General features: G+C 40.5%; 16 protein-coding genes and 1 pseudogene. 16 read left to right on the plus strand and 1 reads right to left on the minus strand.

Annotation, left to right across the window (positions count from 1 at the left end):
- Window positions 1-248: 248 nt before the first annotated feature.
- The 13 genes from rppA to HWQ37_RS10435 all read left to right on the plus strand — a co-directional run bounded on the left by rppA (window position 249) and on the right by HWQ37_RS10435 (window position 13,157).
- Window positions 249-983 carry a two-component system response regulator RppA gene (gene rppA, locus HWQ37_RS10375; RefSeq protein ID WP_292746589.1) on the plus strand — a complete coding sequence of 245 codons (735 nt, stop codon included), beginning with the start codon at window positions 249-251 and terminating at the stop codon, window positions 981-983.
- A 45-nt stretch (window positions 984-1,028) separates the two neighbouring features.
- The gene (rppB, locus tag HWQ37_RS10380; protein ID WP_292746591.1) at window positions 1,029-2,363 is read left to right on the plus strand and encodes a two-component system sensor histidine kinase RppB; all 1,335 of its coding nucleotides are present in this window, start codon (window positions 1,029-1,031) and stop codon (window positions 2,361-2,363) included.
- A gap of 403 nt (window positions 2,364-2,766) precedes the next feature.
- Entirely contained in the window at window positions 2,767-3,663 is an 897-nt protein-coding gene (locus HWQ37_RS10385) for a DUF389 domain-containing protein (RefSeq protein WP_465249685.1), read from the plus strand.
- Window positions 3,664-3,910: 247 nt separating this feature from the next.
- On the plus strand, window positions 3,911-5,506 hold the full coding sequence (locus tag HWQ37_RS10390; protein WP_292746594.1) for a mechanosensitive ion channel family protein: 1,596 nt from the start codon (window positions 3,911-3,913) through the stop codon (window positions 5,504-5,506).
- Window positions 5,507-5,672: 166 nt separating this feature from the next.
- Window positions 5,673-6,680: a mechanosensitive ion channel family protein gene (locus HWQ37_RS10395; RefSeq protein ID WP_292746596.1), complete on the plus strand. Its 1,008-nt coding sequence runs from the start codon at window positions 5,673-5,675 to the stop codon at window positions 6,678-6,680.
- Window positions 6,677-8,023 carry a DUF2254 domain-containing protein gene (locus HWQ37_RS10400; RefSeq protein ID WP_292746599.1) on the plus strand — a complete coding sequence of 449 codons (1,347 nt, stop codon included), beginning with the start codon at window positions 6,677-6,679 and terminating at the stop codon, window positions 8,021-8,023. Before HWQ37_RS10395 ends, HWQ37_RS10400 begins: the two co-directional genes overlap by 4 nt.
- A gap of 185 nt (window positions 8,024-8,208) precedes the next feature.
- Window positions 8,209-8,775 (plus strand): DUF3611 family protein, encoded by a 567-nt coding sequence (locus tag HWQ37_RS10405; protein WP_292746602.1) that lies wholly within the window; start codon window positions 8,209-8,211, stop codon window positions 8,773-8,775.
- Window positions 8,776-8,874: 99 nt separating this feature from the next.
- Window positions 8,875-9,180 carry a M48 family metalloprotease gene (locus HWQ37_RS10410; RefSeq protein WP_363318099.1) on the plus strand — a complete coding sequence of 102 codons (306 nt, stop codon included), beginning with the start codon at window positions 8,875-8,877 and terminating at the stop codon, window positions 9,178-9,180.
- Between the two features lie 32 nt (window positions 9,181-9,212).
- Window positions 9,213-9,602 carry a peptidoglycan-binding domain-containing protein gene (locus tag HWQ37_RS10415; protein WP_190963730.1) on the plus strand — a complete coding sequence of 130 codons (390 nt, stop codon included), beginning with the start codon at window positions 9,213-9,215 and terminating at the stop codon, window positions 9,600-9,602.
- Between the two features lie 167 nt (window positions 9,603-9,769).
- The gene (locus HWQ37_RS10420; RefSeq protein ID WP_292746609.1) at window positions 9,770-10,228 is read left to right on the plus strand and encodes a MarR family winged helix-turn-helix transcriptional regulator; all 459 of its coding nucleotides are present in this window, start codon (window positions 9,770-9,772) and stop codon (window positions 10,226-10,228) included.
- Between the two features lie 132 nt (window positions 10,229-10,360).
- Complete coding sequence (locus HWQ37_RS10425) at window positions 10,361-10,831, plus strand: methyltransferase family protein (protein ID WP_292746612.1); 471 nt, start codon at window positions 10,361-10,363, stop codon at window positions 10,829-10,831.
- A gap of 45 nt (window positions 10,832-10,876) precedes the next feature.
- A complete protein-coding gene (locus tag HWQ37_RS10430) occupies window positions 10,877-11,299 on the plus strand; it encodes an ester cyclase (protein WP_292746615.1) in 423 nt (140 codons plus the stop codon).
- 286 nt (window positions 11,300-11,585) lie between these two features.
- Window positions 11,586-13,157, plus strand: a complete 1,572-nt coding sequence (locus HWQ37_RS10435; protein WP_292746618.1) for a Na+/H+ antiporter — start codon at window positions 11,586-11,588, stop codon at window positions 13,155-13,157.
- A 95-nt stretch (window positions 13,158-13,252) separates the two neighbouring features.
- Here HWQ37_RS10435 and HWQ37_RS10440 read toward each other — a convergent pair.
- Window positions 13,253-14,065 (minus strand): annotated as a pseudogene (locus tag HWQ37_RS10440) (two-component system sensor histidine kinase NtrB); the annotation flags it as partial.
- Between the two features lie 270 nt (window positions 14,066-14,335).
- On the opposite strand from HWQ37_RS10440, the gene HWQ37_RS10445 reads away from it, so the two are divergent.
- From HWQ37_RS10445 to HWQ37_RS10455, 3 genes are all read left to right on the plus strand, one after another.
- A complete protein-coding gene (locus HWQ37_RS10445) occupies window positions 14,336-14,866 on the plus strand; it encodes a DM13 domain-containing protein (protein WP_292746621.1) in 531 nt (176 codons plus the stop codon).
- Window positions 14,867-14,956: 90 nt separating this feature from the next.
- Window positions 14,957-15,532 carry an NADPH-dependent FMN reductase gene (locus HWQ37_RS10450; protein ID WP_292746623.1) on the plus strand — a complete coding sequence of 192 codons (576 nt, stop codon included), beginning with the start codon at window positions 14,957-14,959 and terminating at the stop codon, window positions 15,530-15,532.
- Window positions 15,533-15,804: 272 nt separating this feature from the next.
- On the plus strand, window positions 15,805-17,124 hold the full coding sequence (locus HWQ37_RS10455) for a 2Fe-2S iron-sulfur cluster-binding protein (protein ID WP_292746626.1): 1,320 nt from the start codon (window positions 15,805-15,807) through the stop codon (window positions 17,122-17,124).
- Window positions 17,125-17,138 lie beyond the last annotated feature (14 nt).

A 17,138-nucleotide genomic window follows, 5' to 3' on the forward strand; every position in this document is an offset into this window, starting at 1 on the left:
TATTAGTTAAACATCAAAATTTGGCTTAAAAATAAGGTTAAAAGCCAAAATCATTACTAAAACCATAAAATGTTAGTAAATAATGTTAATTCTGTTGATAATTAAGGGTTTCAGGATTTTATCAAAGGAATTTAGGATAACAAGTACTGAAGATCCATATTTATTTCTTTAGTAGAATAAGAATTTCATAATTATTTCACTTTTTCGTGAAAGCGTAATTAAAGAAGGCTTTTAGCACTGGGTTGACTATGCGGCTGATATTAGTTGAGGATGAAGCAGATTTAGGTGCAGCAATCAAACAAGTCCTGAGCCATGAGGCGTATATAGTTGACTGGTTTCTAGATGGTACTCAGGCATGGCAATATTTAGAAACTGGCTGGACTGAGTACACACTTGCGATTTTTGATTGGATGCTGCCTGGAGTATCGGGGATAGAGTTGTGTAAATGGTTGCGATCGCGCCAATTAACTCTACCTGTATTGATGCTAACGGCTAAAGACCGAATGGAGGAAAAGATTATTGGTCTAGATAGCGGTGCAGATGATTATTTGGTTAAACCCTTTGATATGGCAGAACTGCTGGCAAGATTGCGGGCATTACAACGGCGATCCTCTTACGTAGGAGTAACGCTGACACCTCAAGTCCAACCCCGACGCTTACAAGTAGGTTATCTGACGCTCAATTACAGCACTCATCAACTTACTCGTCAGTATTGTCACGGTGAAAATCAAGTATTCTCTTTAACTGTCAAGGAATTTCAATTGTTGGAATATTTCATGAGACATCCTAACCAAATTATCAGCCGCGACCAAATTATTAATCAGCTTTGGGAAATTGGTGCAGAACCAGTTAGCAATGTCGTAGCAGCACAAATTCGCTTATTGAGACGCAAATTAGGAGAAGAAGAGAACGAATCTTTAATTGAAACTGTTTATGGTGTGGGCTATCGTCTCAATATTCCGCCTGCGGAAATAGGCAGATGATTTCTGCTAACTCGACAGCGACACTTTCAGCAAGGTTATAGAAATATGGAACGCAACCCCATTTTCCACCAGACTAGGTTGCGCTTGGCAGCTTGGTATACCCTCGTCATGGGCGGTATTTTAGGGCTATCTAGTTTGGGAGTTTATAGTGTGGTTGCCCATGCCTACTATGAAACCATAGACCAGGGATTGCAATCAGTCGCAAAGGCACTCCATAAAAGTATTGAACCGGCTTGGCAACAACCCGGACAATTACAACGCCTGAATAAAGAATTTTCTTTAGAATTATGTGTGGCTCAGACAAATTGTTTGCCTAAAACAACAGCTATTAAAAAATCAATCACAGAGGCGGCGAATCCAGTTAATTACTATATACGCTTATTGAATCGCTCAGGAAAACTTTTTGCTAGTGGAGGTATGGAATTTGACAAATTACCGATTACCTCAGAATTGCAGTATTGGCAAATATTAACAGATTCCTCTGGCGCTCGATACCGCGAAATCACTTTACCTTTGTATACTCAAAAACAGGTTTCGGGTTATCTACAAGTGGCGCGTAGTATCACTGATTTAGACCAACATCTGGCTTATTTAAGATTAGCTTTGGTGTTGGGATTACCAATTTCCATGATTTTCGTTGGTTTGTCTAGTTGGTGGTTGGCAGGAAGGGCAATGCAACCTGTATATCTTTCCTACCAACAAATGCAGCAATTTACTGCTGATGCTGCCCATGAGTTTCGCACACCTTTAGCAGCAATGTACTCTACTATTGAAGCTGCTATTAAGTTACAGCAAGAACCAAAATCCAATGGTGGAATTTTAGATGTACTTAAACGCCAAAATCGGCGACTATCACAATTAGTCGGAGATTTGCTGTTATTAACGAGGATAGATCAAAAACAACTAACAGGAGAATATCAGTCTTGCTGTTTAAATGATTTAATTAGCGATTTAACTGAGGAATTAGCATTTTTGGCAGTAGAAACTAAAGTCAATCTCTCTAAACAGGTACAAATCCTAGAAAAACTGTATGTGATGGGAAATGAAGAACAGCTTTATCGCTTAATTTCCAACTTAATTGCTAATGCAATTCAAGCTACATTTAGCGGTGGAAAAGTCACGGTTTTTTTGGAAAAAAGTGAGCTTTACGCCATGATTAAAATTCAAGATACAGGAATTGGTATTGCTGTTGAACATCAACAGCGAATTTTCGATCGCTTCTACCGAGTAGATCGCAATCGCTCTCGCACCTCCGGCGGTTCGGGTTTGGGATTAGCGATCGCCATCGCGATCGCCAGAGCGCATAAAGGTAATATTCACGTTCAAAGTCAACCTGGGCTAGGTAGTACATTTACAGTTCGACTTCCTATTTCATCGTGATTTCTGGAAATAAATGTTGCTATCTAGTGGATTATTTATCTTGATAACGATATTCTATGCTAAAGCTTTTGTTTAAAATCTGACTTTTCACGTTATGTGGAAAAGCCATGAAAAACTTAACCCCCTAACCCCCTTCCCTACCAGGGTTGGGGGAAAATTCAAAGTCTCTCTCCTTTTAGGAGAGAGATTTAGAGAGAGGTTTTCCAGATACCGTGAAAAGTCAGGTTTAAAATCCATAATCTAAAATCATTTGATTTGGAGGAGTTTTGATAAATAATATTCGCGATCGCTTCAGGGGTTTTAAGCGCAAAAGGGTTGAACCATCACAACTAAAACAGTTGGTACATGAGTTATTGTCAGAGTCTAGTCTCGACGCAACATATTTGGTTTTGATTATTGGTTCATGTGCGTTAGCGAAGCTCCTCCGAAGGAGATCGCTACATTTGGTCTACTTGCCAATAGCACTGCTGTAATTATCGGCGCAATGATTATCGCACCTCTAATGTTGCCAATTCGAGGTTTAGCCTTTGGTGCATTAATTGGAAATATTAACCTATTTCGTAAAGGTGTAATAGCAGTATTCTTAGGCACATTATTAGCACTTGTAATTTCTTGTAGTATTGGTTGGATCGTTAATCTACCTAGTTTCGGCAGTGAAGTGCTATCTCGCTCCAAACCTAACCTGCTTGATTTGGGTATTGCAGTCGCAGCAGGTGGTATTAGTGGCTACGCTAAGGTAAATTCAAAAATCTCTGCTAGTGTGGCAGGGACGGCAATAGCTGTTGCCCTCATGCCCCCAATTTGCGTCATCGGTTTAGGTCTAGCAAAATTTAACTTATCACTCAGCTTAGGAGCGACTTTGCTCTACCTAACGAACCTTTTGGGTATTAGCCTTGCTTGTATGCTGACATTTTTATTCACCGGCTATTCTCCTGTGGATCGCGCCCAAAAAGCACTGATATGGGCATTGGGATTGACAGGCGCTTTATTAATACCTTTAACTGTGAGCTTTACCCGATTAATTAGACAAGCAGAACTCGAAACCCATTTGAGAAAGGCACTGCTGAACCGAACTGTAACTTTTCAACGTTTGGAACTACTGAAAACTGATACTAATTGGCTGAGTAATCCGCCTCAAGTTCGCTTGAGCGTTAGCGCACAAGCACCTGTAACATCAAAGCAAGTAAGTCTTTTAGAAGCGTTTCTTGAAAAAGAAACTGGGCAACGTTTTTCTCTGATTTTTGAAGTTAGTCAGGTGAAAGAAGTCAGAGGAGAAAAATCAGATTCTCCTCACAAATAAGATAGATATTTTCATTGCAGTTTTAACCTTTGCTAAAGACAGATTTGATTTAGTTGGTATATTGACACAAGACCCTAATATTTATGTGGAATCTCCAGTAACTATGTAGGATTGAAAAACGACACAGGATGAACACTATATCCAAATCCTTGGGGAAATACTCTAGCATCGCCCAGATGCCAAACAATACTAACTTTGACAACTTGGTATAATTAGATGTCAAATATAAATTGGTTTGAGTATATTAATGATGCGTCGTTCTCTACGTTTTTCCTTTTTCTACTTAGTGGTAATTCTGCTAGTGATTGGTTTGTGGTTGAGTCCAGGAATGGCACAAACTGGGTCAAAAGCTGCTGTAGTTGTGGATGGATACCAGATTTTTCAAGTCAGTGAGTCTGGTGAATTTAGCGCCAACGAACGAGCTAGCTTAATCAATTTACAACTAAAGGAGGCGGTAAAATCTGACAAAGCAATTCAGGTAAAAATTGAAGAACGTAACCAATTACCAACGATTTTATTGGGCGATCGCTATTTGCTAACTGTCACTAAAAATGATACTTTATCAGGCAGCAAACCTGATGAACAGGCTTCACTTTGGGCTAAACAAATTCAGGAAGTATTACAACAATCTCAAGCAGAGCGAAGTTCGCAATATATTCGCAACACCTCCATATTGTCTGCAAGTATTTTGCTGGGAGCATTTGCTATCTCCTGGTTTCTTGGATTGCTTAGAAAACGGATTTCAGGAATTGTACAGAGAAAATTAAATGATGCAAATGCACAAGTTATAAATGATGATTTACCCAAAGGATTAGCATTACTATTTGATTTAATCCTTTTCTTTGCCCGTGCTGGTATCTGGGCAAGCACTCTTATTTATATCACTAATTTATTTCCCTACACTCGTCAATGGAGCTATCAAGTCACCTATATTTTAACTTCTAGTTTCACATCTCAATTTATTACTTTAGGCAACAATTCTTACTCTTTAATCAACCTACTAATTCTGGTGAGTTTATTATTCGCCTTAATAATCTTTGCTGGAACCATCACTAATATCCTGCGCTCTCGTGTTTTAAGTGTTGCAGGTATTAACCGAGGCGCTCAAGAGGCGATCGCCATTTTAACGAAATACAGCGTGATTATAGTTGGTAGCATAGTCTTGCTGCAAATTTGGGGACTTGACCTCAGTTCTGTAACAATTTTGGCTAGCGCCTTGGGTATTGGGATTGGCTTTGGCTTCCAGGATATTGCAAAAAATTTCGGTAGTGGTTTGATTTTAGTTTTGGAACGTCCGATTCAGGTAGGTGATTTTATTGAGGTGGCAGATTTGCATGGCACTGTCGAGCGTATTAATGCCCGCAGTACGGAAATCAGAACTCTCGACCATGTTTCGATTATTGTACCGAATTCGCGCCTTTTGGAAACCGAAGTGATCAATTGGAGCCACCGTAATCCTGTTTCTCGCTTGCATTTACCCGTTGGCGTGGCTTATAGTGCGGAACCTGATTTAGTCAAAGAAGCGTTGCTGGATGCAGCCAAAGACCAACCCAATGTTTTAGATACACCTCCACCCCAAGTACTGTTTAAAGGTTTCGGCGATAGCGCTCTCAATTTTGAGTTGCTGGTGTGGACAGCAGAACCCCACAAACAGTTTTTAATTAAGAGTGATTTATACTTTTCCATCTACGAAGTTTTATGCAAGCGGCACATAGAAATCCCCTTTCCTCAGCATGACTTGCATTTGCGTTCTGGGACTTTGGGGCTTTCTCCGCAAATAGAAAAGGCTTTGCAGCGACTATCTGAAGAATCTGCTAAGGGATACAATGATACAGCAATTTGAGATCAGACCTGCCAAAAAAATAGTAAACATTCAAAATGTAAAAAAAGAAGATTATTGACCGTTTTTTCATCCTATTTATAGATAGGAAAAACTAACTAAAGGTGGAGTTAGATATCAGGATATTTTTATATTCTTATTAAGGTTGACTAGTTAAGCAAGTAAGATCATGAATGCAGATATATCCGCACTCTGGGACAGAATCCAGGGAATGATTAACGGATTCATTGTCCTACTGCCGAATATCGTGCTGGCATTGATTGTCTTTGCAATCTTCTTCGCGGTGGCTAGAGCAATTAAGAGAGTAGTTAAACGATTAACTCGCGATCGCCACCAAGCTCGGAATCTAGGACTAGTACTGGGACGCTTGGCGCAAGGTACAATAATGTTAATCGGGCTATTTGTGGCTTTGTCGATTGTAATACCGACATTCCGAGCCGGAGATTTGATACAACTACTGGGGATTAGCGGCGTAGCGATCGGCTTTGCCTTTCGTGACATCCTACAAAACTTCTTGGCTGGGATTCTGATCCTCTTGACAGAGCCGTTCCAAATCAATGACCAAATAGTTTTTAAAGACTTTGAAGGAACTGTAGAAAATATTGAGACACGAGCGACAACAATTAGAACTTACGATGGTCGCCGTATTGTCATTCCTAACTCAGAATTGTTCACTAATTCGGTAACTGTAAACACTGCCTTTGACAGTCGCCGACTACAGTATGATGTCGGTATTGGTTACGGCGATGATATAGACCGAGCCAAGGAGTTAATGCTTGAAGCATTGCATAGTGTGCCGGAAATACTGAAAGATCCTGCACCTGATGTGCTGCTCATGGAACTTGCCGAAAGTACCGTTAATATCCGCATTCGTTGGTGGATCAACCCGCCACGACGTGCAGATGACCTCGCCTCACGGGACAAGGTGCTTTCTACAATTAAGAAAACCTTAGTTGAAAACGGCATCGATTTACCCTTTCCCACACAGCAAATTTTATTCCATGACCAGACAGAAGAGATAGATGGCGATCGCTCCCGTCAGCGTGAAGGTTGGCCATCTGGTAAAGGCAAAGTACCAAAACCCCACCGCATGGGTGATTCACTCAGGTTACTTGCTCAAGAGCGCTCCTCACGAGATGACAACGGTAAGGTAGATGCTCAAATCAACGAACAATGAGAAACGTTAAATTAAGCAAACTTTGGGATCAGTTGCACTCAAGCTACTGGTTCATCCCAGCAGTGATGCCAGTTGTAGCTACTGCTTTAGCTTTTATAATGCTTACTCTTGACCGCACAGGTAAGGCGGGGATTGATTATTGGTGGATGTACACTGGTGGCGCAGATGGAGCGCGATCGCTTCTCGGATCGGTTGCAGGTTCAATGATTAGCGTTGCTGCTACAGCTTTTTCAATTACAATCGTGGCGCTTCAGTTGGCTGCTTCCAATTTTGGGCCGCGCCTTTTACGTAATTTTATGCAGGATACTGGTAATCAAGTTGTACTTGGTACATTTATTGGTACGTTTATCTACTGCTTACTAGTACTTCGGACGATTCATGGAGAAGGTAATGGCTACGAACAGTTTGTGCCACAACTTGCGGTGACAATTGGTACTTTACTTGCCATTATTAGTATTGGTGTGTTGATTTATTTTATTCATCATGCTTCAACCATCATTCAGGCATCGCACGTAATTGGAAATGTTAGTAGTGATTTACACAAAACTATCGATCGCCTGTTTCCCGAAAAAATTGGATATAGTAAACTACAGAAACAAGTAACACCGTCCATCCCAGTTAACTTTGAAGAAGAAGCTTGTCCCATTCGAGCGATCGCCACAGGTTATTTGCAAGCAATTGATGACCAAGAACTCATAAATATTGCTTGTAAATACAATCTACTAATACGGCTTCAGACTCGACCGGGAAAATTTATAGTCAAAGGTAGTGATTTAGTTATAGTTTTTCCTGGAGAAGTGTTAAATACAAAACTAGTCAATAAAATTAATGATGCTTTTATTCTGGGCATAGAACGTACAGAACAACAAGATGTAGAGTTTCCCATCGATCAATTAGTAGAAATTGCTCTGCGTGCCATTTCCCCCGGAATCAACGATCCATTTACTGCAATTCGCTGTATTGATCGAATTAGCGCCGGCTTGTGTCACTTAGTTCAAAGGGATTTCCCTTCGCCCTACCGTTGCGATCGCAATAAAAAATTACGCATAATTGCCGAAGGAGCAGATTTTCAAAGATTGCTTGACCGTGCTTTTAATCAAATTCGGCAATATGGAAAGTCAGATGCAGGAGTAACTATTCGGTTATTAGAAACTATAGCTACCATTGCCAATTACACAAACAATAGTCAATACTGTAAAGCCTTACGATCTCATGCTGACATGATTTTGCAGGACAGTAATGAGGGGCTATCACAAGAACAAGACCGTAAAGATGTACAAGAACGGTATTATGCTGTTATTAAATCTTTAGACTGTAACGGTGCTATTAAAAATTGGGATTAATCAGCAATGTTAACTTTAGTATAAAAACTATGAAAAAGGTATATATCAGTCCTAAGTTATTTCTAAAAATTTCTCTTGATTCTTCTCTCTGTGTTCTCTGTGGTTCGATTAAAAAATAATTTTAAAACTCACAAATGAACTTAAATTTTCTACATTCCCTTAAATCATCTACTTAGGAGGCATATATGTTAGATATAGAACAATTTTCACATCCACCAAAAAAACAAGAATTTGCTGCAATCTTTCGTTTAGTAAGTCGAATTAGTTTTTGGGTACAGTTAGTACTTGGTGGTGTTTCTGGCATCGCTGTATTCTTGTCTTGCTTTAGTCGTAGCATTACCACTCAAACAAACAATGCAGGTATAGGGTTTGGGATATTTTTGGCTATTGTTGGTATTTTATTGCTGTGCTTTCGAGTCTATTGGGCTTTAGGTTATCGGAAAATGGCTAAACTTTTACAAACACCAAATTCTGAAAACCATCCCAAAAAAGAAGAGGTAATTCAAAATTTACAGATTGGATTGCTTGTGAGTTTAGTAGGCTTATTAATAGCTTTTATTGCTTCGGAAGTGACGGTTACGGTTATATTGGGAAAAGCAGTAGCACAACCTCAAGGTGTCGCAATTTATCAACCAGAAAATGTAATTCGTTCGCTAGATATTTTTGTCATGCTAGCAAATGTAAACATGATTGGCGCTCACTTTTTTGGTGGAGTTACCTCTCTTGGTCTACTGTATTGGCTAGAAGAGTAAGAGGTGCAGCATTGATTTGATTTTCCTAACTTATGGCTATAGAATTACTAATCTATCTCAGCGATCGCTCGTGGTTTTGCCACAGCAGTCCAGATTGGGGTGAATTTGGCATTACGTCGTCCCCACAGTCGCCAAGATAAATTTGAAGCCGATCGAAGAGGACTGAAGACTTTAGGATGTGCTGGTTATGCTCAATCTGCCATGATTGCTTTTATGCAAAAGTTACTCAACCAGCCTTCAGTGCCAACATTTTTGAGTACTCACCCTGCAACCAGCGATAGCTTCGCCAACGTCTTCGACGAACGCATTACTGCCTTAATAAGTGCAATTCATTCTCAAAATGCTTATAAATGTGGCGGTTTAAACAATACTGTATATGAGGAAAAAATTCAACCTTTAAGTTAGTTGATAATAAATTTTGGAGAACATGTAAGGTAATGAAAATTCGATTGATGCGCTTAATAATTTTACCATTGGGCTTAATCTCTGTATTGCTTTTGGAGATGTTACCCTTTAGTTTTGCACGTGTTACAGCACAGGCGAATAATAATACCTCAATTCAACGTAGGCTCTCAAAATACTCTCCTGTGAAAGCTCCCTATCTTACACCTGCATCTCGTGGACAGCCTGTGAGAGATGTGCAAGCTGTCCTGCAATATTTAGGATTTTATAACGGAGCTATTGATGGTATTTATGGCCCTAGAACCACTAGAGCAGTAGTAGCATTTCAGCGATCGCACAGAATAGTTGGTGATGGTAGAGTAGGAGCGCTGACGTGGCAAGCTTTACGCAGTAATATAGCACCCGTGCGCCGTCGTCGTTTCTAACAGTGGCTACACAAACTCTCGTCCGCCTGTGCGGACTAAGAGAAAATTAATGACATAGGTAGTATTGCCTTACCAGAGTTCCAACATGGATGTTTTTAGCCTGAGAGTGAGCAGAAAATTTCATGCAGCCACTTGACATCAAAATTAAGTGCATATACACTTAATCTATGGATAAACACACTAACCCAATCAATACCGATCTTCTAGATCAAGTGGCTTGGGCGTGCGCCTGTTTCAATATCCGAAAGGCTTCTCGTGTTATGACACAACACTTTGATGAAGTACTCAAGCCGAGCGGATTGCTAGTGACTCAGTTCACCATTCTGGCTGCTGTAGCGATCGCAAAATCAGCCACGGTCAACGAGTTAGCAAAGACGCTAGTGATGGATCGCACGACCTTAACCAGGAATCTCAAGCCCCTTGAACGCGAAGGATGGTTAAAATCCGAACCTGGGCAAGACCAGCGAACTCGTATCATTGCCTTGACCCAAGCTGGAGAAGCTGTCTTAGCGAAAGCTTTACCATTGTGGAAACAGGCTCAAAGCATGGTTGAGACAGCACTTGGACAGCAACGATGGAACACTTTGTTGGCGCATTTAGTGGAAGCAACAGCACTCTTGCGTTAAGTCTAAAATTTTGCTCCAAAAAGTGTATATGCATTTAATTTCTCTATGTTGGCAGTTGATGATAAGCATTCAAAGAAATCATCTTTCCTCTCACAGCATTATTAGCAAAATCATTACAAAAGGTAGCTCATCATGGAACAGGGCATGTCGGATAATCCTGGAGTAATTGCTTTTCCGCCAGCACTCTATGCTGGAACATTATTAATCGGATTAGTACTTAGTTTCGTGTTTCCAATCGACTTTTTATCGCGATCGGTAGCACTAGTTTTGGGAGTATTAGCGATTATTTGCGCGGGTTTGATAGTAACTTCAGCTTTTCGGACGATGAATCGCGCACAGACAGAGGTTAACCCTTCACGTCCGACAACAGCGATCGTTTCGGACGGAGTTTTTAGGTTAAGCCGCAACCCAATTTATTTGTCTCTAACGCTGCTTTACATCGGCATCGCGTTGCTATTCAGCGCGCTCTGGGCATTGCTACTATTATTGCCCCTTTTAGTGATTGTGCAAATCGGGGTTGTTCAGCGCGAAGAAAGTTACTTGGAGCGTAAATTTGGCGATGAATACTTACGCTACAAGGCACGAGTGCGTCGCTGGGTATAAATTATCCATTAAAACCAATTGAAAATTACTCATGGAGAAAAGCTGATGAGCGACATCAATAAAAACAAGCAGATTATCCAGAACTTTATTCAAGTAGTTTGGAAAGGTCGAAACCTTGCTGCTTTGAAAGACTTTTGGACAGAAGATTGTATCAATCACGCAATGCCAGGGTCAGAAAATCGAGGACTTGACGCGCTTAGGGTCTATCACGATTCGTTCTTTGATGATTTTTTCTCTGCTTTCCCCGACATCGAGATTGAAATCATGCAGCAGGTTGCGGAAGGAAATCGGGTTGTTACATATATCGTAAGCAAAGGCAGACACAGTGGCGCATTCTACGGCATTCCACCAACAGGCAAAACCATCTCAACATCAGTGATCCGAATTGATCGTGTTCAAGATGGCAAGATCGCCGAGCATTGGTCTGTTTCCGACGCGGCAGGTCTGATGCAGCAACTTCAATCTTGAACTGTAGTAATGCTTTTTGGACAACAAAAATGTCAAACACTGCAATTGCTACTGCTTGATATAAAAACTATGAGTTAGCCAAGCGATCGCCTGGAATGGGAATAATTAGGGCTTGCTGAAAAAAAAGAAAAGGTGACAGTCTCTAGATTCTCAGACCAAAGAAGTATATTCAGGTGCAAGATAAGATTGCTATAAGTACAGCATCCATCGGGGTAAAATGTTGGGAGTTTGATAATCTTTCTATATTTACTTGATGCTAAATATTCTATTTAACTGCAATCCCCTTATGGCATTAGATTCTACCACGGGTGAAGTCGTAATTGCAGAACAACTCAAGCAATTTTTACTAGTACTATCTGTCTCATTGGGTGTTGCTACACTACCACAAATTTTTAGTTGGTTGCGCCGCATTCCTTATACACTATTACTGGTCATAGTGGGATTAGGGTTAGCATTCGTGAATGTGCGATTGGTTAATCTATCTCCTGAATTGATTCTGATGATTTTCTTACCGCCACTGCTGTTTGAAGCTGCTTGGAATTTGAAATGGTCAGACTTAAAGCGGGATTTGTTCCCTATTTGTCTGTATGCAGTAGTTGGGGTGATAATTTCTATTGCCGGAGTAGCAATTGGTCTTCATCAATTCGCTGGACTTGAACTTAGCATTGCTCTATTAGTTGGAGCTAGTCTATCAGCAACCGATCCAGTTTCGGTAACGGCTCTATTTCGGGAACTAGGAGCAAGCAAACGTTTAAGAACGCTGATGGAAGGAGAAAGTTTATTTAATGATGGTATGGCCGTTGTGGCCTTTGGCTTATTAGTTGCCCTGCCGTTAGGTAATGCCAAACTTGATTTACAGTCTGCAATATTCGAATTTTTTCAAGTAGTAGGCATTGGTATCAGCGTTGGAGGACTAATTGGGTTTGGTATTTCCTACCTAACTCAACGTTTCGACTTACCATTAGTAGAACAATCTCTTACCCTGGTTTCTGCCTACAGCACTTACCTAATAACAGAATATTTGGGTGGTTCTGGAGTGATTGGAGTAGTCACCACAGCTTTAATTTTAGGCAACTTTGGCTCACGCATCGGCATGAATCCGCGCACACGGATTATTGTTACTGAATTTTGGGAATTTCTAGCTTTTTTTGTGAATTCGATTGTTTTTCTCTTAATTGGCGATCAAATTCGCTTTGCTGTCTTAGGAGATAACCTAAAAACTATTGCAGTGACGATCGCAGCTATGATTGTGGGACGGGCAGTATCTATTTATGCTTTAAGTAGTCTTAGCAACTGGTTAGCTAAATCCGAAATTCCTTTATCTGAACAAACTGTATTGACGTGGGGTGGGCTACGCGGCTCTGTCTCCATCGCCCTGGCCTTGAGTGTACCAGCCATACTCCCCCAAAGGGAAGAAATTATTGCCACTGTATTTGGAGTAGTTTTATTTACACTGTTAGTACAAGGCTTAACCATCCAACCATTGTTAGAGAAACTCCAACTTTTAGGTTCGCAACCGCTACGTCAAAAATACACTGAAGCAATTGCCCGTCAAGTTGCTCTCCAAAGGGTGCTGGAATATTTAGAAACAGCACAAAAGCGTCCCGGCATTCAGCCAGAGTTTTATGACTACCAGAAGACGCTACTTTCAAGTGAAATTACCTGTTTGCAAGAAGAAATTGATAAGTTACTTGATGAATACCCAAATTTGCAAGAATTTTCAACCGAAGAACTGCGAGGGGAACTGCTGGCAATTGAAGCTGATACTTATGCTGAGTTTGTCCGCGCAGGTAAGTTAAATAAAGAACTGTCACCTTTTTTGCAAACAAACTATGACAGAGCAGATGGGAAGGAATAAGCGTATGTCTCATAGTAAGCGATCGCAACTTAACAAGATTGTAAACTCTTTAAATTCTGTCTTCATTTGCTCCAGCCGTCAAAAATGCTATCCGTTTAAAGGCTCCCAAGAACAACCACAGGTAATTGAACGCTCACTTTAGTACCTGTCACGGTGTCAGACTCAATGGATAATTCTCCACCATGAGCATTAATGATACGTTTGCTAATGGCAAGCCCCAACCCAGTACCGCTTGGTTTTGTGGAAAAGAACGGCTGCGTTAGCTTTGACAAAACCTCTGAAGGAATTGGCTCACCACCATTGCAGACATTAATGCAGATTTTATCAGGAGACGAACTATCCACTTCCCATTTAATCACATCTCCTGCTGAGACTGCCTCACAAGCATTGCGAACAATATTAATAAACACTTGTTTTAGCTTATCTTTATCTCCTAAGATTTTGACTGTAGGTAACGCTGGAATAAATTCGATTTGCCGTGAGAGCGCTTCTGGCATCTCGCACATTGGCATCAGTAATTCACAAATAAATTCATTCACATCCAATTCACACAGTTGCAACACCTGGGGTTTGGCATAAAGCAAAATTTCACTCAGCAGATTTTCTAGCCGACTAGCCTCACTAAGTGCCAACGATAATCGCTCAAGAGCCGCTTCAGTCAGAACAGTTTTCTTAAAATACTTCAATCCCATAATCATCGTTGTTAGTGGATTGCGAATTTCATGCACAATCATCGCCGCAAATTCACCAATAGCTGCCAGTCGTTCCTGTTCTAAAAGCTTGGCTTGGGCTGCTTGTAGTTCTGCGGTGCGTTTTTCTACCTCAGTCTCCAGGATATGATTAAATTGGCACTGCTGCTGGTAAAGATGGTAATGATCGATGGCAGTAGCAGCACGTTCGGCGAACAATAATAAATGTAAATTTATACAACAAATAGCAAGCAAACATCAGGGTGGTTATTGAAAATTTACCGTATCTTTTTTTACATTTAATCACCCGTAACCTAAAAATTTAAATTTGGCTGAGAAATCTGTAAGAAGTTTCTAAGGGAAATATCAGTTTTTTAGATATCAATCCTTATCTATTCATAATTCTTAGATAAACTATTTAAGCAATAATCAGTTTAAAGGTCATGCCAAGAGCTATATCACTGATTGATGCACTGAGGAATTAAAATCATGAAATTAAGACATTTATTAATACTGGGCTTTTCTTCTCTTGTCATGGTTGGCTGCGTCCCCGAAGTATCAAATAACCAGGCTAATGAAAGTCCTATAGCTGTGAATGCCTCTGTTCCCGTGTCTTCAACTCAGGCGAAACCATTAACCAAGTCAGCGCAATCTCCAGATTCAACTGCTATGAAGTCAGGCACGTTTGTTTCTGGAGAACATACAACTCAAGGGAAAGTTAGTATCACCACTAAAGATGGCAAATCATTTTTAGAGCTTGATGAGTCATTTAAGACTTCTGAATCAGGGCCAGATTTAGTAGTAATTTTGCATCGTTCAGATAACGTGATTAATTCAACTAAGCCACCATCATATCCCTTACAAAACGGAGATTATTTTATCCTAGCTCCGTTACAAAAATATAGTGGCGCTCAAACTTATGCCATTCCTAACAATATTCATTTAGCAGACTACAAATCCATCGCTATCTGGTGTCGCAAGTTTAATGCTACTTTTGGCGCTGCTAGTTTGAGTCAGTAAATATTAACCAACAATTCAACAATAAATTACCAGGAGAAAGTTTATGAAACTAGAAGGTAAAGTAGATCAAGAACAGTAGGGAGAAAAACTATGTCAGATTCATCCTTATTTATTCCAGTTATCCTTGGTACTTCTCGTCAAGGTCGCCAGAGTGAACACGTTGCTAAATTTATCGTTGAGCAGGTTGCACTACGCGATCGCTTAGAAACTGAACTGATCGATATTAGAAATATAGCGATCGCTAATGATGATGCAGGTGAACCACTCAAAGACCCTCAATTTTCTGCAAAAATGGAACAGGCAGATGGATTAATTATCGTTGTACCAGAGTATAACCACGGTTATCCAGGTTTACTCAAACACATACTTGACACCTGCCTTAAAGAATACATTCATAAAGCCGTTGGACTGTGCGGCGTTTCCGCAGGTCCCTTTGGTGGCACAAGGGTAATCCAAAACCTTTTACCTGTGATGCGGGAGTTGGGGCTAATGACTATTTTCTACGACCTCAACTTTAGCAACGTTCAAAAACTATTTGATGAGTCGGGTAATTTGATTGACAAACCAACCTACATTCGTCGTATGGAAAGGTTTATGGACGAATTAGTTTGGATGTCAACTGTCCTAAAATATGGGCGACAAGAAGTCAGCCTGGAGAAAAAGTGAAAGCTACCCCAGTTACTTAATTCATAGCGAATTAACTTTGGCAAAACTCTGCGTACCTTTGCGTTTACCTCTGTGTTCCTCTGCGTTTAAAAAGTTTTTCATAGAAGTGGGTGTGCCAGTTTCAGAGAGGATTTCATCACCTACTGTCACTCCCGCAGACATCGAAAAAGTTTTGGCTGCGGCTCCGAGGTATGGTATGGTCTTGAAATTATTCCTCCACCTGCTGAATTTTCGCAGATATAGTCACTAAAAGTATTAGACAGGAGACAACAATGCTAGAAAGTCTGGGAAGAATTAAGAATCCAATAGTCAGAAGTATAGCCGCAGCAGCTACAGTTGGTTCAGTAATCACCTTATCTGCTGCTGTTGTAATTGGAGTAACCAATGCCAAAGCTAAATCTGCCTATCAACTTGGTGTCTATTCCTCACTATTTGGAACAGCTAGTGGTGCAGTATTTGGCTTAGTTTATACAAGCAAAGCAATTGGAAATAAATCTACTCCAGACCTCAAAGCATCAGATAGTCATGTTTGGCAAGATTGGCGAAATTTTGTTGTTGTTCGTAAGGTGAAAGAGAGCGAAGAAATTACTTCTTTCTATTTACAACCTGAAGATAAAGGGGAAATCCCCAACTTTAAACCAGGTCAATTTTTAACTATCAAACTTGATATTCCTGGACACGATAAGCCTGTAATTCGTACTTACTCGCTTTCAGATTATCCTGAAAACTGTGAATACTATCGCCTCTCAATTAAGCGGGAACCTGCACCGAATGGATTAGATGTTATGCCCGGTATAGCATCTAATTTTATGCACGATCGCATTCAAGAAGGTTCAGTAATTCTAGCAAAACCACCAAACGGCAAATTTGTTTTAGATGTCCAGAAACCTATCCCCGCAGTCTTGATTAGCAATGGTGTGGGAATTACGCCGATGATTAGTATGGCGAAAGCTTGTACTCTCCTCAATCCTACTCGTCCTATTTGGTTCGTACATGGTGCTAGAGACGGAAATTTTCATGCTTTTCGGGATGAAGTTAGGGAAATTGCAGGGCAAAATCCTAATCTGAATGTGCATTTTCGCTATAGTCGTCCCACACCTGAAGATGCAGGTGAATATCACAGTCTTGGTTATGTTGATGCTGCTCTGATTCAAGAGTTAGTACGACAAGAAGCTGAGTATTTTTTGTGTGGTTCTCCATCTTTTATGCAGTCCATAATGCAAGGGTTGAAGGAATCGGGAGTACCTGACAGTAGAGTATTCTTTGAATCTTTCGGTAAACCGATGAAAAGTGTGTCTGAGAAACAAACTCAAACGGCAACTGGAGATGAGAGATTTGCAGAAATTGTCTTTGCTAAATCTGGCAAAACTTTGACATGGCAACCTAGTGATGGCACTATCCTAGAATTTGCCGAAGCCAATGATATTAATCCACCTTTTAGTTGTCGTGTAGGTGTTTGCGGTACTTGTATGTGTAAAATCAGCGAAGGTGCAGTTGCTTACCAAGAAGAACCAACTGCAACAACTGATCAGGGTTCAGTGTTGATTTGTATTTCTCAACCTGGAACGGCAAAATTGGTGTTGGATATTTAATAAATTCCTCTAAT

The organism is Nostoc sp. NMS4, from assembly GCF_017115095.1.
GTDB lineage: Bacteria > Cyanobacteriota > Cyanobacteriia > Cyanobacteriales > Nostocaceae > Nostoc.